Raw genomic sequence first — 20,386 nt, 5'->3', positions numbered from 1 at the left:
CAGGCGTGTGCCCGCCGCAGAGGTCGAAGCAGGCACACACCTGTGGGACGGCCGATTCCACGGGCAGCTTCAGCCGCCGGCCGTCAGGCCGCTCAAGCGCTCCTCGACCTCCGCGGCGCGGGGGTCGCCGTGGTCGCGCAGGTGGTCCAGGGCGGCGCCCAGTGCCTCCCGAGCCCGCTCCGGCTCGCCGAGCCGGACATGGACATCGCCGAGGCCGAGCAGGGCGATCGTCCTGCTGTCCTGGTCGCCGTGGTCGGCGAACACCTCCTCGGCGGCGCGGTAGGCGGCCAACGCCTCCTTGGGCCGGCCGAGCGGGACCAGAGCGCGGCCGAGGGTGCAGCGGCCCCAGGCCACGCTCCATGTGTCTCCGGTCGCTTCGAAGACCTCCACCGCCTTCCGGGCGTGCTCCCGAGCTTCCTCGAAGCGTCCTGTGTCGGCGGCGAACTCGGCCAGGCTGAGCAGGCACATCGCCTCCCCGCGCCGCTCCTCGGCGCTCCGGAAGGCGTCGATGGCGCGCTCCACGTACCCGACCGCCTCGTCACCGTGCTCACCTCGCTGCCAGGAAATCGTCCCCAACTGCCGGAGCGCGAAGCCCTGGACCCAGGGGTCGTCCGCCTCCAGCGCTGTCCGGTAGTGGTGGAGAGCCCCGTCCAGCTCACCGAGTTTCCACAGGGCATCACCCAGCCCCAGGTGGTTGCGAGCCAGGCCGTAGGCGCTGCCTGCCGATGCGGCGGACCTCAGCCCGATGACGTGGATGCCACGCCACTCGTCCCAGTGCCGGTGCACCTCGAAGAACGGGTAGACACTCGCGGCCAGCCGCCAGACGGTGTCATGGTGACCGTGCTCGTGAGCGGATTCCAGAACGGCGATCAGGTTCGTCCGCTCCTGCTCGAACCAGCCCAGGGCCTCACCGGGAGACCCGAATTCCGGCAGATCGGCAGGGGGATCCCCACCCGGCACGACCGGGAAGTTCGGAAGCTCGGTCCGCTGCGCCTGGGCAGCGGCGTGCGTGTACCACCGGGCCACACGTCCCACCGCCCCGCGCGCTGCGTCGGCCCCGTCCTCGGCGGCTACCCGCTCCACCGCGTACAGCCGCACCAGGTCGTGCAGCCGGTATCGGCCAGGCCGGGGCCGCTCCACGAGGTTCGCCCGGACCAGACGCTCCAGGAACCGCTGGGCAGCGTCCTGCGCCACTCCGGTGAGGGCTGCCGCGGCCCCGGCGGAGAACTCCGTCCCCGGATGCAGCCCCAGTGTCCGGAAGAAAAGGGCGGTGCCGTTTTCGAGTGCTTCGTAGGACGCCGCCATCACGGCGCGCAGATCGCTCAACTCGTCCTCCTCCGACAAGGTGTCCAGACGAGATTCCTCTGCTGCGAGTTCCGACACCAGAGCTGAGAGGGGTGTGTTCCAGCGGTCGGTCAGCCTTTCCGCGGCGACACGCAAGGCCAGAGGCAGGTGGGCACAGTGCTCGGCGATATGGCGTGCGTCCTCAAGCGCATCATCCACGCGCGCTCCCACGAACTGGCGGAGCAGCTCCACCGAATCATCCGCCGCCAGGACATCCAGGGGGAGGCGCCGAGCGCCCTCTCGGCTGATCAATCCCGAGAGACTGCTGCGGCTGGTGATGAGCACCATGCACCCTGGTGAAGCAGGGAGCAAGGGCCGGACCTGGGCAGGATCGAGGACGTCGTCCATGACGACCAAGACGTTCCTGCCGTCGAGTTGGGAACGGAAGAGGGAGGCCCGGCCGTCCAGATCGAGCGGAATGCGATCGCCGCTGACACCGAGTGCGCGCAAGAACGAGTCGAGGACCTGGGCTGCCTCCACCCTTGGCCCCGGGGCATGACTGTGCATATGGGCATAGAGATCACCGTCAGGGAACCTGTCGCGCATACGGTGTGCCCAATGTAGAGCCAATGCCGATTTCCCCACCCCTGGCGGCCCAGAGACGATGGCGATGGGGACGCCGTTGTCAACTTCCCCGGCCAGCACGTCGAGGTGCCGTATGTGCTCGGTTCGATCGACGAACCCATTGGGGGAGAAGGGGAGCTGTCGTGGCACCGACGGCTTCCGGGTGCTCGGGGAGATGACGACATCTCCATGGACCACACCGGCCTGCACAACGGTGCCGTTGACATCGCGGACTTTGTTGTCAGTGTTGATGTTTTCTTGTTGATTTGTCACAGGGAGCGCATGTCGGCGTCGAAACGCTTCTCGTATTCGGTGAAAGGAATGGCCAGATGCAGTGCCCGGTCGCGTATCACGTTGGCCTGCACGATCTGCTGGGGGTCGGTCACCAGGTCGGGGGTGAGCATGCTGCCGTCGGGGGCGTAGTTCATACGCACGAGCTGGTGGGAGTCGAACAACCAGTAGTCGAACCGAGGAATGCCTTGCGGCCACTCGCCCTCGGCCACAGGCAGGATGTTCACGTCCTCGCCGGCCTCCACGCTGGATCGGTAGGCCCAAGCACACTCGAACCTCACGTAGTCCGTGAGGGGTTCGGCCACGACATGGACCCGGCGGAACTGCCGCCCGCTGCCGACCCAGCGGGCCCACTCCTCATGGGACCTGGAGGTGACCACCGCTCCGTCGGCAAGGAAGCGCCGGAAGGCCTCCTCCTCGTAGCCGACGTCGTAGACCTGGAGCGTCTCCAGGCGGAACGCGGTGTATTGGCACTCCTCGAAGAAACGGCTGAGCTCGTCCCCGCTGATGGGTTGGGATTCGCTTCTCTCCAGAATCACCTCCCCCTCCGCCGGTAGCGCTCGACCGCGGCGAGCACGATCTCGGGGGAGATCCGGACTGCGCTCTCACCCGGCAGAGGGTTGGCCAGTTTCGCGAAGTCGGTGTCGTTCAGTTCCAGACCCTGGACGACGAACTCGCCAGTGTCGCTGAGATAGACGGAGGGGCACCCTCCGTGTCCGGACTTGTCATCCTTGGCGAGTATTTCCAGTTCCATGGCGCTCCGATCGAGCCTCGAAGGAACGATCTCTGGGCCTGAAGCTAACACGAAACCCCTGTCCTGCAAGGATTTTGGCCATATCCGGACTGCCGGTCCACGTACCTTTGCCGTATCTGTTCCACTTCGTCTCCGTCACCCTCACGGGACGCGCGTGCGAGCCGCTTGATGTCGGCAGCGGCGAGTGCCTCGCGCAGCCGGTCGGTGTTCTCCTCAGGGACGCCGCCGTCGCTGTTGTGCTCCATGCCTTCCACCACCCACACACGAGATCTTGTCGAAAAGCTGAAGAAGAGAGTGCCCGCCCGGATGCCGACACAGGCGCACTGCTGCCGAAAGATCAGGAATGTTCCCCTGAGGAGACAGGCTGCTCAGATGCTCTTCGCCCCTGCTGCGCGGAGGTTGCCGTGGTCGCGCAGGTGGTCCGGTGCGGTGCCAGGTGCTCTGGCCCGTGCCGGTTCTCCGGTCTGGGCGAGGACGTTATCGGAGCTGAGTAGAGCGAATGTCCGGTTGCCCGATCGCCGTGTTCACCACCCCCTTTCTGCGCTCTGGAAGCTGGAGCCGCTGACGGACCGTGACCAGCCGCGACGTCCAACGCGACATCAGCAAGTGCGGCTACGGTCCACCACTTTCCACCAGCGAGCCAAGGCCCGCTGTGCCCGCGCCCAGCGGCGGCGCACCGACACCGACCGGGGGTTCCCTCGGCGTGACGCTTGTACTTGCAGCGAGGTTGGATATGCCTCGTGTTTCATGGTTTTGGAAGACGCATACTGATGCTGCATATTCGTGTGCTTTCTGGTCCTCCCGGAACATGTTTGATGGCTTCAAGAAACCCTGCAAGTCACTCAAGGAGGCGTGTGCTGCCGAGAAGGACAGAAGCCGAGGGCGTTCGAACTTTGCTGTAGGTACAAGATCACTGGAAATGAAGCCTCCCGGTCCAGACTGGCAGCACTTGAAGAGCAATTTCTCCAAAGCCAGTGGGGAGTGTGTCGAGGTGGTGGGTTGGGGAAGAGCGGTTGCAGCGGGGATGACCCCACGTGCGTCGAGGTGGAGTCCGATGCGTATGTGTGCGACTTCGAGCAGCCTGAGCTCGGGCATCTGGTGTTCGCCTCGGCAGAGTGGCACACCTTCGTTTCCTCGGTGAAGGCGGCAAGCACCGCTGAGCAACTCCGCCCGTGCAGCCCCGGCCCCCGGACACCTCTCTTCGGGGAGTCTCCATGGAGCATAGGGACTTTTCCGAGGCCGTCCTGTCCGGCCCCAGGCGGGGCAAGACGACCTCCTGCGTCTTCCGCTGCGCCGGAAGGCAGGACGCCAGCGGGCCCTGCCCATCTCGGGCTCGTGTCATGCCCTCCTCGGGGGAGGTTGACGGAGACCCGGATGAGCGCGCGTGCGCGCCTGCCGGTGCCGTTGCCTGGAATGCGCCCCTGGCCGCCGAGGGAGTCACCGTTCCAGTGGGGCAGGGCCCATCTCGGCCCCGACGGCACCCTGCCTTGGGAGGGGCGCCGGTCAGCCCAGGAGGCGGGTGCGGAGCTCGGCGAGGTCTTCGGGGGCGGCCCCGGCGGCCAGGAGGTAGCCCTGCGGGTCCAGGTCCGCGAGGACGTCGAGCACGGCGTCGCGCTGGGTCAGGCCGCGCTCGGTGAGCACCGTCGCGACGGCCGGGCCCTGGTCCGGCACTCCCATCGCGGCGAAGAGCGGGACGACCGCCTCCGTCGTGAGGTCGTAGTCGGCGGCCACCGCCTCGGCCTCGACCCCCGCCAGGGCGAGGAGCAGCAGGGAGACCAGGCCGGTGCGGTCGCGGCCGGCACCGCAGTGGAACAGGACGCCCCCGGGTTCGGTCCGGGCCAGGGCCGTGACCACCGCGGCGCACCGCTCGGCCTTGTGCTCGAGGAAGGGACGGAAGTAGAGCGGGCTCCCGTTCAGGCGTCTGCGGTTGGTGTCCAGCCAGAAAGCGGTGTCCTCGATGTCGTCGAGGGGCACCTCCAGGCGGGTCAGGCCGGGTGGGACGGAGATTCCTGCCGAGGCGGCGGTGAACGCGGCCGAACCGCTCCGCTCCGTCGCACTCTCACCGGTGACCGGCCGCATCTCGTCCTCGTTGCGCAGGTCGACGACGGTGCGGACGCCGGCGGCACGGGCCGCTGCCCAGCCCGCCTCGGTGACGAAGCGCGGGTCGGCGGAGCGGAGGAAGGCCCCGCGGCGGGTGAGGCCTCCCCCGCGGACGGGGAGCCCTCCGAGATCGCGGGCGTTGAAGAAGCCTTCCCAGCGGATTTCTCTCTCGTGGCTCATGGGAGAGGACGCTATTTCTCCGAACAGGGAAAAGTAAAGGCGGGGAATATATCCCCACATTTCTTTCCCATGGCGGATATGTGCAGGTAGGCGGGTCGGGGCCGGCCGGCGTCAACGGGACTTCCCGTTTGGGCCAAGGCTCGGAAAGTTCCGTTTCTCCAGGTCGATGCGGGTTACCGAAGGAGGGTGCGGCGGGTTGCGGCTCGCTGGATCGACACGGTGAGAGGAGAGCCATGGCACGCCACAGCGCGGAGGACCTCATCGGACATCACGTCCTGGACGACGAGGGCAACAACATCGGCAAGATCGGCCAGGTGTACCTGGACGACCAAACGGGCGTCCCCACATGGGCGTCGGTCAACACCGGTCTCTTCGGCATGCGGGAGACGCTGGTGCCCCTCCAGGGCGCGCGCCCCGTGGCGGAGGACATCCAGGTTCCCTACGACAAGGCCACGGTCAAGGACGCACCCAACATCGAGGCCAAGGACCACATCTCCCGAGACGAGGAGCAGCAGGTCCGCGACTACTACGCCATGCACGGCGGCATCCCCGGCCAGACCCGCACCGAGGGGATGGGCACCGAGGCGCGTCCCGGGGCCGGCCGGCGCGAGCGGACCGGGCGCCAGGAGGGCCGGACGCGGGGCGGGGCGGACGACGAGGTCGTGTACCGCACCGAGGAGCAGGTCGACGTCGGCGTCGAGCGCCGCGAGGGCGGCCAGGCCCGGATGCGCAAGCACATCGACCGGGAGCAGTTCGACGAGACGGTCCCCGTCAGCCACGAGGAGCTGGAGGTCGAGCGGCGTCCCGTCACCGACGCCTCCCAGGTGGGCCGGCACGAGCCCATGGAGGAGGGAGAGGAGACCTTCACCCTCTACGAGGAGCGCCCGGTCGTCTCCAAGAAGGAGGTGCCCGTCGAGGAGATCCACCTGCGCAAGAAGCGCGTGACCCGCGACGAGCACGTCCAGGGCGAGCGTCGCAGTGAGCGCATCGAGTTCGAGGGAGAGGACGAGGAGGGCCGCGGAGGCCGTCCGCCGCGCAGCTGATGCGAGGACCCGCGAGGGGGTGGGGCACCGGCCCCGCCCCCTCGCGGCCGTCCCGGGGCACACATCCGCCAGTAGCCGGTGACTACCGCAGAGGGGACCGCCATGACCGAACCGGGTGACACCGAGGAGACCGCCGCCCAGGGAGAGCCGGGGCGTATCGAGGAGACCGCGGCGCCGGAGCCGCGCGGGCGCGAGGCGCAACCCGGCCGGGGACACACCGTCGTGGTGGGCGCGGGCATGGCCGGCCTGGCCGCCGCCGACCGGCTCGCCGATGCGGGAGAGCGTGTCACCGTCCTGGAGGCCCGTGCGCGTACGGGCGGGCGCATCCACTCGGTGGGGGACTGGCACGGTGCCACCCTGGACACGGGCGCCTCCTGGATGCGCGGTGAGGAGAACAACCCGCTCACCGAGCTGGTCCGCGAGGCCGGCGTACGCACCGAGGTGTTCAACCGCGCCACCGAGACCGCCTACGACCCCAAGGGCCGGCGCCTGCTCTTCGATCGCCACCGCCGCAACATGGAGGACGTCCACCTCCTGCAGGAGCACATGTACTGGGCCAACGTCGGCGCCGGCTCCGAGGAGTCGATGGAGGGGGGTATCAAGCAGGCCCTCTACGAGGCGAACCTGGTGCGCGCCCGCGCCCGCGACGCCAACGAGATCGTGCACCGCATCGTCGAGTACGACCACGGCGCCGAGGCCGAGGAGGTGTCCTTCGCCGCCTTCGGCGCCCTGCACGAGTTCGGCGGCGACGACCTGGTGTTCCCCGACGGCATGTCCCAGCTCACCGACCACCTGGCCCGGGGCCTGGACGTGCGCCTGGAGCACGAGGTGCTCGGGATCTCCCACGACGGGAGCGGCGTGTCGCTACGGGTGCGCGTACCGGGCGGCGAGACCTCTCTGAGAGCCGACAGGGTCCTGCTCACCCTCCCCCTGGGGGTGCTCAAGGCGGGCGCGGTCGGTTTCGAGCCCGAGCTGCCCGCGGCCAAGCAGCGGGCCCTGGGCCGCCTGGGCAGCGGTCGGCTGGAGAAGCTGTTCCTGCGTTTCGACGAGGTGTTCTGGGGCGACGCCGAGGTGCTGGTCCACCTGGGCAACGAGGAGGGCACCTGGTTCAACTGGTACGCGGGTCAGAGGGTGATGGGTGTGCCTCTGCTGGTGGGGCGGAACGGCGGCAACGCCGCCCTGTTCCTGTCGCGGATGTCGGACGAGGAGGTCGTGGCCCACGCTATGGCGGCGCTGCGCACCATGTTCCGCAAGGCGCCTGACCCCGTGGACAGCTACCTCACCCACTGGATGGACGACCACTTCTCGCGGGGGTCCTTCTCCTACACCGCGGTGGGCTCCGGCGACGGCGACCGCGAGGTGCTGAGGGCACCGGTCGGTGACCGGCTGTTCTTCGCGGGGGAGGCCACGGAGGTCGAGCACATCGGCACCGTGCACGGGGCGCTGCTCTCCGGGCTGCGCGAGGCCGACCGGATCCTCGGCGGCTCCTGACCGGTGACCGGGACAGGGGCCCTCCTCTCGGCGCAGCAACGGTCGTTGCCGGACACTCGTCGCATAGCGATCAGGGGTACGATGTGCCTGGGAGCAGCCCTGCGTCCTCGGGACGGGCGGGGCGCTCCGAGGGGGAAACACGGCGGTCCCGCCCGTTATGGTGGGCGCCATGGGGCGATCGTTGGAAGACGACGGACATGGGGCGGGGGGCGATGTGGCCAGCCAGGCGGTCAGCGACCGCATCTGGACGGTTCCCAATCTGCTGAGCATGCTCCGGCTGGTGGGCGTCCCGCTGTTCCTGTGGCTCGTCCTGGTGCCGGAGGCCGACTGGTGGGCCCTCCTGGTACTCGCCTTCGCCGGGCTCAGCGACTGGCTCGACGGCAAGATCGCCCGGGCCTGGAACCAGACCTCCCGCCTGGGCATGGTCCTGGATCCGCTCGCCGACCGGCTCTACATCTTCGCCGCGCTGCTCGGCCTGGTCGTGCGCGGCATCGTCCCGTGGTGGCTGATGGCCATCCTCGTCCTGCGCGACGCGCTCATCCTGGGCGCCCTGCCGATCCTGCGGTATTTCGGCTACGGCCCGCTCCCGGTCAACTTCGCGGGCAAGGCCGCGACACTCTGCCTGCTCTACGCGTTCCCGCTGCTGTTCCTGGCGGGTTACGCGACTCTCGTCGGAGATGTGGCGAGGATTATAGGTTGGGCGTTCGCACTCTGGGGAACGGCTCTCTATTGGTGGGCCGGACTGCTCTACGCCGTTCAGGGACTGCGCCTGATCGCCCGGACCCGCCGCGACGACCGCGCTGATCACCCCGGTGCCCGCCAGGTCCCGGCCGACAGCGACGCGACCCGCGGCCCGGAGACGGATCGAACCGATCCAGCCACACCGGCGACCGCCGACGGCAGTTCCGCGGCGGCAGCCGAACGCCCGGGCGCGCCGGGCCGGGACCAGGGGCACAGCGGCCCCTGACCCCGCCGACGGACCGGCTCACCGCGAGTCCTGTCGGAACGAAAGGGAGTGTCGTCTCCGCTATGAGAACATGTCCCACCGCGCGCCGCGGCGCGCGCTCCGAACACCAGCCTCCGGCCCAATCCCCCGACCGCGCCGCCGTACGGAGGTGCCGGCGATGACCGCGTCCCACGACGCCGCCGAGACCGGCGCGACCCCGATGAAGGCCGTGGTGATGGCGGGCGGAGAGGGCACCCGCCTGCGCCCCATGACCGCCAACCAGCCCAAGCCGCTGCTGCCGGTCGTCAACAAGCCCATCATGGAGCACGTGCTGCGCCTGCTGCGCAAGCACGGCTTCACCGAGACGGTCGTCACCGTCCAGTTCCTCGCCACCCTCATCCGCAACTACTTCGGTGACGGCGAGGAGCTCGGCATGAAGCTCCACTACGTCGCGGAGGAGGTGCCCCTGGGCACCGCCGGAAGCGTCAAGAACGCCGAGGAGCACCTGCGCGGCGAGCCCTTCATCGTCATCTCCGGCGACGCGCTCACCGACATCGACCTCACCGACATGGTGCGCTTCCACAAGGAGAAGGGCGCCAAGGTCACCATCGCCCTCAAACGGGTCCCCAACCCGCTCGAGTTCGGCATCATCATCGTCGACGAGCAGGGCCGCATCCAGCGCTTCCTGGAGAAGCCCACCTGGGGCCAGGTCTTCTCCGACACCGTCAACACCGGCATCTACATCATGGAGCCGGAGGTCCTCGACCGCGTCGCCGCCGGAGAGGTCGTCGACTGGTCCGGCGACGTCTTCCCCGAGCTCCTGGAGGAGGGCGAACCCCTCTACGGCTACGTGGCCGACGGCTACTGGGAGGACGTGGGTACCCACGAGAGCTACCTCAGCGCCCAGGCCGACGTCCTCTCGGGCAAGGTCGACGTGGAGATCGACGGCTTCGAGGTCTCGCCGGGGGTGTGGGTCGGAGAGGGCGCCGAGGTCTCTCCCGAGGCCGTCCTCAAGGGCCCCCTCTACATCGGCGACTACGCCAAGGTCGAACCCGGCGCCGAGCTGCGCGAGTTCACCGTGGTGGGCAGCAACGCCGTGGTGCGCGCCGACGCCTTCGCCCACCGCACGGTGCTGCACGACAACGTGTTCGTCGGACGGGGCGCCAACCTGCGCGGTGCCGTCGTGGGCAAGAACACCGACATCATGGCGGCCGCGCGCATCGAGGAGGGCGCGGTCATCGGTGAGGACTGCGTCGTCGAGTCCGAGGCCTATCTCCACAACGACGTCAAGGTCTACCCCTTCAAGACCATCGAGGCCGGGGCGGTGGTCAGCACCAACGTCATCTGGGAGTCGCGCGGCCAGCGGTCGCTGTTCGGCCCCCGCGGCGTCTCGGGGCTGATCAACGTGGAGATCACCCCCGAGCTCGCGGTGCGCCTGGCCAACGCCTACGCCACCACGCTGAAGAAGGGGGCGGTCGTCACCACCGCGCGCGACGTCTCCCGCGCGGCGCGCACCCTCAAGAGGGCGATCATCAGCGCCCTCACCGCCGCGGCGATCGAGGTGCGCGACATGGAGGTGGTGCCACTGCCGGTGGCGCGCTTCCACACCTCCCAGAGCGGGGTCAGCGGCGGGATCGTCGTGCGCACCACGCCCGGTGATCCCGAGTCCGTGGACATCCTCTTCCTGGACTCCGACGGTGCCGACCTGTCCCCGGCCGCCCAGCGCAAGCTGGACCGGGTCTTCTCGCGTGCCGAGTACCGCCGCGCCTTCCCCGGCGAGATCGGGGAGCTCACCTTCTCCTCGCGCAACGTCGAGAGCTACACGCACGAACTGCTGCGGTCGGTGGACACCTCCGGTGTGGCCGAGGCGGAGCTGAAGGTCGTGGTGGACTGCGCGGGCGGCAGCGGGTCGCTCGTCCTGCCCTCCCTGCTGGGGCGGATCGGCGTCGACGTGCTCACGGTCAACAACCGGCTCGACGAGGCCGCTCCCACCGACACCGCGGCCCGGCGCAACCGGGACCTGGAGCGGCTGGGCGAGCTCGTGGCCAACTCCGGCGCGGACTTCGGGGTGCGGTTCGACCCTGTGGCCGAGCGCCTGGCGGTCGTCGACGAGCGGGGACGGCTCGTCGACGACGACCGTGCCCTGCTGGTGGTCCTGGAACTGGTGTGCGCCGAGCGCGGGGGCGGCCGGGTCGCGCTGCCCGTCACCACGACCCGGGTCGCCGAGGCGGTCGCCGCCAAGCACGGCGTCGAGGTGCACTGGACGGCGACGGCCACGCACGAGCTCACCAAGGCGGTGCAGGCCGACGGGGCGGAGACGGTCCTGGCGGGGGACGGCCGGGGCGGCTTCGTCGTTCCGGAGTTCAGCCACACCGGCGACGGTATCGCCGCCTTCGTCCGGCTCCTCGGCCTCGTGGCGCGGGACCGCCGGCCCCTGGGCCAGATCGACGCCTCGATTCCCCAGGCACACCTCCAGCGGCGTTCGGTGCCCACCCCGTGGGCCGTCAAGGGCAGTGTCATGCGCGCGGTCGTGGAGGCCGCCGGGGACCGCGAGCTGGACACCACCGACGGGGTACGGGTCATCGAGCCCGACGGCAGCTGGGCCCTGGTCCTGCCGGACACCGCGGAGGCCGTGACCCATCTGTGGGCCGAGGGGCCCGACCAGGACACCGCGCACCGCCTCCTGGACGAGTGGGCGGCCGTCGTGGAGCGGGCCGAGGGCTGAGGCCCCCGGGCAGCCGCACGGGTGCGGGCGGAGCTCTCCGCCCGCGCCCACACCGAGCTGGGAAAATCAAGGGACGAAATGACTTCTCCCGATCTCGACTCCTCTGGATAAACTTGGACATAACGGTAGGTCTTGGCGGGTTGGCGAAGTCGGAGGAAATCCGTGGGGCGCAGGAGCGAACCAAATCCTCCGGAGAGGCATCGGTACCAGAACGGGCCCCTCTTTCCGATGATCCGGCCGCGGACGGAGCCGGTGCTCCAGGCGCCGGTTCCGCCGCTCCGCAGCCCGTGCGGCGGGACCTCCGCGGCCCGGCCGAGAGAGGAGCCGAACCCTTCCTGGACAGGGATATGGTTTAGAGTCGAGTGTTCCCTGGAACACCGCGTCGCCCACCGCACCGGGCCTTTCGGTAACGGCGGACCCCCACCGGGGGCGGCGGGGACAACATGGGAGACGAGACTCAGCGACCGACCGTGCGAGGCGCGCCACTGCCGTGACAGCGGGACGCCTCGCCGCGTTCCGGGCGGTGTGCGGGCCGGGTGCCCGCACCGGATCCGGAGCGTGCCACCGATCAGCCGATTCAAGCACCGCCCCGTGCGGTAGGAGGCCGAGCCGACCTATGTCGAGCGTTTACTGCACGCAGTGCGGTCACGCCGTTGCGGATGATGCCCGTTTCTGCTCCCACTGCGGAACCCCCATCCGCAGGGCCGGACAGCCGAGCCCGCAACCCGCCGGCGGCGAGTCCGCCGCAGAAGCCGCGTCCGTTACTTCCACCATCTCCATCGCGGGTATCCAGGCGCTGGAAGAAGAGGAGACCGGGGAGGATGCCGGCGGCATGGACTCCTCCGGCGCCGACGCCCTGCCCCCGGGCACGGCGCTGCTGGTGGTCAAGCGCGGCCCCAACGCGGGCAGCCGCTTCCTTCTCGACAGCGACGTGACCACCGCCGGGCGCCACCCCAACAGCGACATCTTCCTCGACGACGTCACCGTCTCGCGGCGGCACGTGGAGTTCTTCCGCCGCGGCAACGGGTTCGGTGTCCGCGACGTGGGCAGCCTCAACGGCACCTATGTCAACCGCGAGCCGGTCGACGAGGCCGAGCTGGGCGGAGGGGACGAGATCCAGATCGGCAAGTTCCGGATGGTCCTGCTGACCAAGCCGCGCCGCTGACCGGCGCGGCTCGGGCGACGACGGCGGGGAGGCCCAAGAGGTTTGCGGCCCCCCGCCTCCGGAGAGCTTTGTAACGAAGGGTGCCGATTTCGCCCTCGGGTCCTGGTCCGACCGGGAGCAGGGACGAGCGCCCATCCGGCATGACGACTCGTGGACGGAGCCGCTGTGAAGCACATGGAGGTTGTCGGCGTCCGGGTTGAGATGCCCTCGAACCAGCCGATCGTCCTGCTCAAGGAGTCCGACGGCGACCGCTACCTGCCGATCTGGATCGGCAACGTGGAGGCGTCCGCGATCGCGCTGGCGCAACAGGGGGTGGCACCCGCCCGACCGCTCACCCACGACCTGATGAGGGACGTGCTGGCCGCTCTGGACACCACGCTCACCACGGTCAACATCACCAGCCTCAGCGACGGCGTCTTCTACGCCGAACTGGTGTTCAGCAACGGGGCGGAGGTCAGTGCCCGGCCCTCGGACTCCATCGCCCTGGCGCTGCGGACGGGCACCCCGATCTACGCGCACGAGGACGTGATCGCGGAGGCCGGGCTGCCGATCCCCGACGAGCAGGAGGACCAGGTCGAGGCCTTCCGTGAGTTCCTGGACAACATCTCGCCGGAGGACTTCGGACGCCGCACCGACTGAAGTCCCGCGCTCCCGGGGCGGTCCGGTGGGCGCGGCTCTCCTCCGTCCGGGCTCCGCCACACGGTTGCGACCTGCGGTTTCTCCAGTGGGGCTGATGATAGATTGGGTGCGGGGAATGGCTGTTGCGGTCATGACCGAAAAGCGGCGGGCGCCTGCGCGGCGCCGCCCTTGCGAGGGGTCGCATCCGCGTGCGCGCACTTCGGCGACGCGCCGGGGTGCGTCGTTGACGCTGCCATCCACCCGGCCTACGGTCGGTGCAGTGGAACCCGCGGCGCACACATTCCCCGAGTGGACATCCCCTGTCGAGCCCGCCGCGGGACGAGTAGCCGGAGGTCGGCGTGGCAGTGGCGAGCGGCAAGCGGGAACCCCATGACAGGCGGTCCGTGCTGCGGCTAGCAGGGCAGCAAGGCCTACTGTGCGAAGAGGACGTGGTGGCGCTGCCTGAGGACGTCGGGTACCGGGGACCCGCGGCGTGTACCGCCGCCGGGATCACCTACCGTCAGCTCGACTACTGGGCCAGGACCGGCCTGGTGGAGCCGAGCGTGCGCGCCGGAGCCCACAACGCCCCCCTCTACAGCCTTCCCGACATCCTCCTCCTCAAGGTGGCCAAACGCCTTCTGGACACCGGGATATCGCTGCAGCAGATCCGGACCGCGGTCGACCACCTGCGCGGGCGGCCCGCGCCCGAACTGGCGCGCATCACCCTCATGAGCGACGGCGTGAGCGTCTACGAGTGCACCACCCCCGAAGAGGTCGTCGACCTCATGCAGCGGGGCCAGGGCATGTTCGGTCTCGCCCTGGCCAATGTCTGGCGCGAACTCGAGGAGGCCCTGGGCGTGGTCCCGGCCGAGGGGCGTGCGGACCTGCCCGAGACGGCGCCCCAGCCGGTCGACGAGCTGGCCCGGCGCCGCCGGGAGCGCCGCACCGGCTGACCCGCGCGGCCCGAGGGGCGGCCACCGGATCCTCCCACCCCGAACTGTCCGAGAGTAGTGGCAGAGTAGGAGTTGGGGGGTCCGTGTGGATGGACGGCCACACGGCCTCCCCCTCCTCTCGCGGACACGGCGTGACGCGCCCAACGCACGGGTGGACTCCGCCTCGGGAACCGGTATCGAGTACGGTCGTTCTCACAACAGGGATGAAACCTGACATTCGCCCTGTCTTTGTATGCGTACACAGCGTCAACAGGCTGTCGATACCGCGTGGGAGAGACCCCGCAGGGGGCGCCGACGGGGCAATACTCCCCAGTAACCTCTCAGGCACCACGAACCGCGCGGAGGAGGCCGCTCTGAAGCCGGCACCGCCGTGCCCGGTGACAGAGGGGGAGACCGCAGGAACACCGCCGAGCAACTCGGCCCTGTCACCAGGAGGTCTCCGTGTCCGACCGTTCCGTGCCCGTGTCCGGCGAGCCCGCCCGCGTGTTCGCCGACCGCCATGTGGGCCCGTCCCCGTCCGAGGTCGACGAGATGCTCAAGACGGTGGGGTACGGCTCGACCGCCGAGCTCATGGCCGCGGCGGTGCCCGAGTCCATCCTCTCCGCTCCCGGAAGCAGTGCCCCGCTCGACCTTCCCGAGGCGCTGAGCGAGACCGAGGCCCTGGCCGAACTGCGCGCCCTTGCCGGGCGCAACCGCGTGCACACCTCACTGATCGGCCAGGGGTACTACGGCACGATCACCCCGCCGGTGATCCTGCGCAACATCATGGAGAACCCCGCCTGGTACACGGCGTACACGCCCTACCAGCCGGAGATCTCCCAGGGCCGCCTGGAGGCCCTGCTCAACTTCCAGACGATGGTCTCGGACCTGACCGGCCTGCCCGTCTCGGGCGCGTCCCTGCTGGACGAGGCCACCGCCGCCGCCGAGGCCATGACCCTGGCCCGCCGGGCCTCCCGCGCCGGCTCCGACACCTTCGTCGTCGACTCCGACGTCTTCCCGCAGACCCTGCAGGTGCTGCGCACCCGCGCCGAGCCCCTGGGCATCGACGTGGTCGTCGCCGACCTCTCCCGGGGCCTGCCCGACGACGACGCCTTCGGCGTCCTGGTCCAGTACCCGGCCGCGTCCGGTGCCGTCCGCGACCCGCGGGAGATCGTCGCCGCCGCCCACGAGCGCGGTGCCCTGGCCGTGGTCGCCGCCGACATCCTCGCCCTCACCCTGCTGCGCAGCCCGGGAGAGATGGGTGCCGACATCGCGGTGGGCTCCACCCAGCGCTTCGGGGTCCCGCTCGGCTTCGGCGGACCGCACGCCGGGTACATGGCCGTCACCGAGAAGCTGCGCCGCCAGCTGCCCGGCCGCCTGGTCGGCGTCTCGGTCGACAAGGCCGGCCGACCCGCCTACCGCCTGGCCCTGCAGACCCGCGAGCAGCACATCCGCCGGGAGAAGGCCACCAGCAACATCTGCACCGCCCAGGTGCTGCTCGCCGTCATGGCGGGGATGTACGCGGTCCACCACGGACCGGCCGGCCTGCGCGCGATCGCCCGCCAGGTGCACACCCGCACCGCGGCCCTGGCCGACGCCCTGGTCTCGAACGGCCTCCAGGTCGTCCACTCCGCGTTCTTCGACACCCTGCGCGTGCGCGTGCCCAGCGCCGACCGCGTCCTGGCGAGCGCGCTGGAGGCCGGGTACAACCTGCTGCGCGTCGACGACACCACCGTCGGCGTCAGCGTGGACGAGACCACGACCGCCGCCGACCTGGAGAAGGTGCTGGCCGCCTTCGGCGAGGGCGGGCACGGCCCCGCGGACGTGCCCGTCGACGGCAGTGCCGACCGGATCCCCGCACCGCTGGCGCGCGGCACCGACTACCTCGCCCACCCGGTGTTCAACACCCACCGCAGCGAGACCTCGCTGCTGCGCTACATGCGCCGCCTGTCCGACCGCGACCTGGCGCTGGACCGCACGATGATCCCGCTGGGCTCGTGCACCATGAAGCTCAACGCCACCGCGGAGATGGAGCCCATCACCTGGCCGGAATTCGCCGGGCTGCACCCGCTGGCCCCGCTCGACCAGGCCGAGGGGTCGGTCGCCCTCATCCGCGACCTGGAGTCCTGGCTGGCCGAGGTCACCGGCTACGACGCGGTGTCCCTCCAGCCCAACGCGGGCTCCCAGGGCGAGCTGGCCGGCCTGCTGGCCATCCGCGGCTACCACCGCTCCCGCGGCCAGGCCCACCGCGACGTGTGCCTCATCCCCAGCTCCGCGCACGGCACCAACGCCGCCAGCGCGGTCATGGCCGGGATGCGGGTGGCCGTCGTGGCCTGCGACGAGGGCGGCAACATCGACATGGCCGACCTGCGGGCCAAGACCGCCGAGCACGCCGAGGACCTGGCGGCCATCATGGTCACCTACCCCTCCACGCACGGCGTCTACGAGGACACCATCACCGAGGTGTGCCGCCTGGTCCACGAGGCCGGCGGCCAGGTCTACGTCGACGGCGCGAACCTGAACGCCCTCCTGGGCTGGGCCAAGCCGGGCGAGTTCGGCGCCGACGTCAGCCACCTGAACCTGCACAAGACCTTCTGCATCCCGCACGGCGGCGGTGGCCCGGGTGTGGGGCCGGTCGCGGTGCGCTCCCACCTGTCCGGGTTCCTGCCCAACCACCCGGGACAGCCCGACGCCGGACCGCACACGGGTGTGGGCCCGGTGTCGGCGGCGCCGTTCGGCTCCGCCGGGATCCTGCCGATCTCCTGGGCCTACGTGCGGATGATGGGGGAGGAGGGCCTGCGCGCCGCCACCGAGGTCGCGGTGCTGTCGGCCAACTACGTGGCCAAGCGGCTGGAGCCGTACTACCCGGTGCTCTACACCGGCGCGCACGGGCTGGTGGCACACGAGTGCATCATCGACATCCGCCCGCTGCAGAAGGCCACCGGCATCTCCAACGAGGACGTCGCCAAGCGCCTGATGGACTACGGCTTCCACGCTCCGACGATGTCCTTCCCCGTGGCGGGGACCCTCATGGTGGAGCCCACCGAGAGCGAGGACCTGGCCGAGCTGGAGCGGTTCGTCGAGGCGATGATCGCCATCCGGGGGGAGATCGACAGGGTCGCCTCGGGGGAGTGGGACGCCGAGGACAACCCGCTGCGGGGCGCTCCGCACACCGCCGAGGAGGTGAGCGCGGACGAGTGGACGCACGGCTACTCCCGTTCCGAGGCGGCCTACCCGCTGGCGTCGCTGCGCCAGGACAAGTACTGGCCGCCGGTGGGCCGGGTCGACCAGGCCTACGGTGACCGGAACCTGGTGTGCTCCTGCCCGCCGCCGGAGGCGTTCGAGCTCTGATGCCGCAGGGGGGACACGGGCCCGCGAGGGCCCGTGTCTCTTTTGTCCCACATGTAGATCTATGTCGTAAAGGTAGGGCTTTTTTCCTCCGAAACCCCCCATCGCCGCGCGACGGCAAAGCACTAGAGTGGCCGCCAGAGAAGCGTTCCCGCCGCGCAGCCCCCACGCAGAACACGGAGTCCATGACCGCCATGTCCGGATCCGCCGCACGCTCCGGCCCCGCCGAACCGCCCCAGGCCGTCGATCCCGCGGACATGGAACAGACCGGCCCCCCGCCCGGCCAGGACGCCGCGGAACTGTGCGAACAGGCCCGAGACCTCGCCGAGAGCGGCCACGTGGCGCGCGCCGCCGCGCTCTACCGCCGGGCGGCCGCCACCGGACCCGGCCCCCGGACCCTGGCCCGCGCCCTGCTCGGCCTGGCCGTGACCGAGGATCAGCGGGGCGACACCGCCGCCTCGCGCGAGGCGGCCCGCCGGGCGGTCGCCACGGGCGACGCCCGCTACGCACCCCGCGCCGCCTACCACCTGGCCCTGTCCCTGGAGCAGGGCGGCGAGCAGGAGGAGGCCGAACGCACCTGGCTCCGCCTGCTCGACCTGGGCGGAGCCGCCTACACCGCCGTCGCCCGCTACGGGCTGGCCAGGGCGGCGGAGGCGCGGGGCGACGCCGCCGCGGCCGAGGAGCACTGGGAGGCCGCCCTCTCCCTTCCTCCCGACCCGTCCGCGATGGACCGCCTGCACGCCGCCACCGTCGTCGAGGCCGCCCGCGACCTGGCCGGGCGCCTGCTGGAGCGAGGACTGCCCGGCGCCGCGGTCGCGGCGGCCGAGCGCGGTCTGGCCGTCACCGACGACCCCGGCCTGCGCCTGGCGCGCGCCGCCGCACGCCTGGAGCACGCCGTCGCCGACCTCGGCGCGATCCTCGAAAGGGACCCCGAGGAGACCGGCGGGAGAGCGGAACCCGGCACCGCGGGCGCGGCCGTGGAGATCCTGTCCGGGCTGCTCGCGCTGCGCGGAGATCCCCCCTCGGCCCACCAGGTGTGGCGCCGGGGCCTGGAAGACCCGGACCGGGACACCGCCGCCGAGGTCCGCCGCAGGCTGCGCCTGGGGTTCGCCTCGCAGGAGAGGGAGGGCACGCCGCCGTGGTGGGACCCCTACCTGGAGGAGGCGGTGGCCACGGTCAGCGCACCCGCCCTGGCGGGGGAGCTCTTCGCGGCCCTCACCCAGATGCACTCCTTGCTGGCACTGCCGCTGGCCGAGGGCGAGCAGGACCCCGCACGCCTGCGGGCGGCCATGCACCAGGCGCTGCTCACCCCGAGCGACCTGGTGTGGGGCCCGGATCTGCATGCCGACTTCCGCCGCCGCCTCGGGGCGGCGGCGGGCCGCGACGTCCTCCCCCAAGGCTGGCCCGACCACTCCTGAGGCTCTGGTCCGGAAAGGCCTCCGATCGTCGTCGCCGTTGCCTGGTGCGGGGCCCGGGCAGCCGGTGGACCTCCCGTCCGGGAACTCACTGGCCGTAGCCGCCGCGCGTCCGGTGGGCCGCGGGGCGGCTGCGCATCCCCGCGCCGGCCAGGCCGCCGCGCTGGAAGGCCCGCACCAGCTCACCGCCCAGGTTCACGCCGGCGCCCAGGGCCAGACCCACCATGACCGCCTCCACGAGGGAGAGCAGACCCGAGACCGCCGTTCCCTGGGTGAACTCGATCAGGCCCCGGTACAGCAGGCTTCCCGGCAGCAGCGGGGCGATCGACGGGATGAGGTAGGGCAGCACCGGCCGCTGCGCCCACCGGGCCAGCCAGTGGCCGACCATGCCGACGGCGATCGCGCCCACGACCGTGCCCACCACCGGCGGGACCTCCAGCAGCGAGCGCATGCTCGCGTAGATCGTCCAGATCATCACCCCCATCAGGGCGACCCAGGGCAGGATCCGCAGCGGCACCACCAGCGAGACGGCGAAGGCCACCGCGATCCCGGCCGCGCCCACCAGCACCGGGAGCTCCATCGAGGTGCCCGCCGACGGCAGGCTGTCCAGGTCGATGGACACCCCCAGACGCAGCGCCACGTAGGCGACCGCGCCGACCCCCGACACGATCGCGCCCAGGATGAAGAAGGTCTCCAGCAGCCGGGCCGACGCCGACACGTACGTACCGCTGATCCCGTCCTGGAGGCTGGCCACCAGTGGGCGTCCCGGGAGCAGCGCCATGATGTTGCCGGTGATGATCGCTCCTGCCTGCAACCCCAGCGCCAACTCGTTGCTCACCCACAGCAGGCCCACGCCGATCGCCGCGGCGACGGCCGCGGCGGCGGCCATCTGGTAGAACTCCGCGACCCCGCGCCGGGCCAGGAACACCGAGGTGCGGTCGCCCAGCACCGCGGCCAGGAAGGCCACCGTGGCCACGATCAGGCCGCCGCCCACCATCAGGCTCGCACTGGAGGCGATCAGTCCGAAGCCGACCACGACCACCCAGGTGGGGTAGGGCGGCCGGGCCCGGCGGATCTGCTCCAGGCGCGCGGCGGCGTCCTCCAGCTCCAGCAGCCCCAGCGCGGACTGCTGGACCAGGGAGTGCAGTTCGCTGACGCGGAAGTAGTCGAGGCTGCGGCGCCGCACCACGCGCTCCCCCGTGATGGGGGGCTGGTCGCCGCCGGGGTGTGTGGAGAGGGTGATGGTGGTGAAGGTGACCGACACCTCCGATCGCGGCAGGTTGAAGGCGACCGACAGGCTCAGCATCGCCTCGCTGACGGTCTCGGTGCCCTCTCCGCTGGCCAGGAGCAGTTCGCCCACCCGGAGCACCAGGTCGATGGCGCGCGCGTCGGGGAGCGCTTCCTCCTCGTCGGAGAGATCCTCGGAGATCGCGTCGTGCCGGCTCGCCCTCCAGTCCCGCATCCGGCTGA

At 70.7% G+C, this 20,386-nt stretch carries 14 protein-coding genes, 1 pseudogene and 1 riboswitch; of the genes and pseudogenes, 10 read left to right on the top strand and 5 right to left on the bottom strand.

Going from position 1 to position 20,386, the window contains the following annotated elements; translation table 11 throughout:
- Positions 1 to 69: 69 nt before the first annotated feature.
- From FHS13_RS15675 to FHS13_RS15665, 3 genes are all read right to left on the bottom strand, one after another.
- Positions 70 to 2,106 (bottom strand): ATP-binding protein, encoded by a 2,037-nt coding sequence (locus FHS13_RS15675; RefSeq protein ID WP_343065057.1) that lies wholly within the window; start codon positions 2,104 to 2,106, stop codon positions 70 to 72.
- Between the two features lie 71 nt (positions 2,107 to 2,177).
- On the bottom strand, positions 2,178 to 2,738 hold the full coding sequence (locus FHS13_RS15670; protein ID WP_343065048.1) for a DUF6879 family protein: 561 nt from the start codon (positions 2,736 to 2,738) through the stop codon (positions 2,178 to 2,180).
- Positions 2,735 to 2,953 (bottom strand): hypothetical protein, encoded by a 219-nt coding sequence (locus tag FHS13_RS15665; protein WP_184292657.1) that lies wholly within the window; start codon positions 2,951 to 2,953, stop codon positions 2,735 to 2,737. Before FHS13_RS15665 ends, FHS13_RS15670 begins: the two co-directional genes overlap by 4 nt.
- A gap of 852 nt (positions 2,954 to 3,805) precedes the next feature.
- Between FHS13_RS15665 and FHS13_RS21895 the strand changes: the two are divergent.
- Positions 3,806 to 4,036 (top strand): annotated as a pseudogene (locus FHS13_RS21895) (hypothetical protein); the annotation flags it as partial.
- A 420-nt stretch (positions 4,037 to 4,456) separates the two neighbouring features.
- Here the strand turns inward: FHS13_RS21895 and FHS13_RS15655 are convergent.
- On the bottom strand, positions 4,457 to 5,233 hold the full coding sequence (locus tag FHS13_RS15655) for a tyrosine-protein phosphatase (protein ID WP_184292656.1): 777 nt from the start codon (positions 5,231 to 5,233) through the stop codon (positions 4,457 to 4,459).
- Between the two features lie 233 nt (positions 5,234 to 5,466).
- Between FHS13_RS15655 and FHS13_RS15650 the strand changes: the two genes are divergently transcribed.
- The 9 genes from FHS13_RS15650 to FHS13_RS15610 all read left to right on the top strand — a co-directional run bounded on the left by FHS13_RS15650 (position 5,467) and on the right by FHS13_RS15610 (position 18,919).
- The gene (locus FHS13_RS15650) at positions 5,467 to 6,276 is read left to right on the top strand and encodes a PRC and DUF2382 domain-containing protein (RefSeq protein ID WP_184292655.1); all 810 of its coding nucleotides are present in this window, start codon (positions 5,467 to 5,469) and stop codon (positions 6,274 to 6,276) included.
- Positions 6,277 to 6,378: 102 nt separating this feature from the next.
- Positions 6,379 to 7,767, top strand: a complete 1,389-nt coding sequence (locus tag FHS13_RS15645; protein WP_184292654.1) for a flavin monoamine oxidase family protein — start codon at positions 6,379 to 6,381, stop codon at positions 7,765 to 7,767.
- A gap of 214 nt (positions 7,768 to 7,981) precedes the next feature.
- Positions 7,982 to 8,734 carry a cardiolipin synthase ClsA gene (clsA, locus tag FHS13_RS15640; protein WP_184292788.1) on the top strand — a complete coding sequence of 251 codons (753 nt, stop codon included), beginning with the start codon at positions 7,982 to 7,984 and terminating at the stop codon, positions 8,732 to 8,734.
- A gap of 199 nt (positions 8,735 to 8,933) precedes the next feature.
- The gene (locus FHS13_RS15635; RefSeq protein ID WP_184292787.1) at positions 8,934 to 11,438 is read left to right on the top strand and encodes a mannose-1-phosphate guanyltransferase; all 2,505 of its coding nucleotides are present in this window, start codon (positions 8,934 to 8,936) and stop codon (positions 11,436 to 11,438) included.
- Positions 11,439 to 12,054: 616 nt separating this feature from the next.
- Positions 12,055 to 12,603 carry an FHA domain-containing protein gene (locus FHS13_RS15630; protein ID WP_184292653.1) on the top strand — a complete coding sequence of 183 codons (549 nt, stop codon included), beginning with the start codon at positions 12,055 to 12,057 and terminating at the stop codon, positions 12,601 to 12,603.
- A gap of 165 nt (positions 12,604 to 12,768) precedes the next feature.
- Positions 12,769 to 13,242 (top strand): bifunctional nuclease domain-containing protein, encoded by a 474-nt coding sequence (locus tag FHS13_RS15625; protein ID WP_184292652.1) that lies wholly within the window; start codon positions 12,769 to 12,771, stop codon positions 13,240 to 13,242.
- A gap of 428 nt (positions 13,243 to 13,670) precedes the next feature.
- Positions 13,671 to 14,174, top strand: a complete 504-nt coding sequence (locus FHS13_RS15620) for a MerR family transcriptional regulator (protein ID WP_343065047.1) — start codon at positions 13,671 to 13,673, stop codon at positions 14,172 to 14,174.
- Between the two features lie 258 nt (positions 14,175 to 14,432).
- A riboswitch (glycine riboswitch) is annotated at positions 14,433 to 14,521 on the top strand.
- A gap of 94 nt (positions 14,522 to 14,615) precedes the next feature.
- Positions 14,616 to 17,504, top strand: coding sequence for an aminomethyl-transferring glycine dehydrogenase (gene gcvP / locus FHS13_RS15615; protein ID WP_184292651.1), 2,889 nt, complete (start codon positions 14,616 to 14,618; stop codon positions 17,502 to 17,504).
- 182 nt (positions 17,505 to 17,686) lie between these two features.
- Positions 17,687 to 18,919 carry a tetratricopeptide repeat protein gene (locus FHS13_RS15610; RefSeq protein ID WP_184292650.1) on the top strand — a complete coding sequence of 411 codons (1,233 nt, stop codon included), beginning with the start codon at positions 17,687 to 17,689 and terminating at the stop codon, positions 18,917 to 18,919.
- Between the two features lie 85 nt (positions 18,920 to 19,004).
- Here the strand turns inward: FHS13_RS15610 and FHS13_RS15605 are convergent, their stop codons facing one another.
- The gene (locus FHS13_RS15605; RefSeq protein WP_184292785.1) at positions 19,005 to 20,378 is read right to left on the bottom strand and encodes a threonine/serine exporter family protein; all 1,374 of its coding nucleotides are present in this window, start codon (positions 20,376 to 20,378) and stop codon (positions 19,005 to 19,007) included.
- Between the last annotated feature and the right edge of the window lie 8 nt (positions 20,379 to 20,386).

The organism is Nocardiopsis algeriensis (genome assembly GCF_014203695.1).
Taxonomy (GTDB): domain Bacteria; phylum Actinomycetota; class Actinomycetes; order Streptosporangiales; family Streptosporangiaceae; genus Nocardiopsis; species Nocardiopsis algeriensis.
The sequence above is the reverse complement of the archived record's forward strand: the minus strand, read 5'-3'. Positions and strand labels throughout refer to the sequence as shown.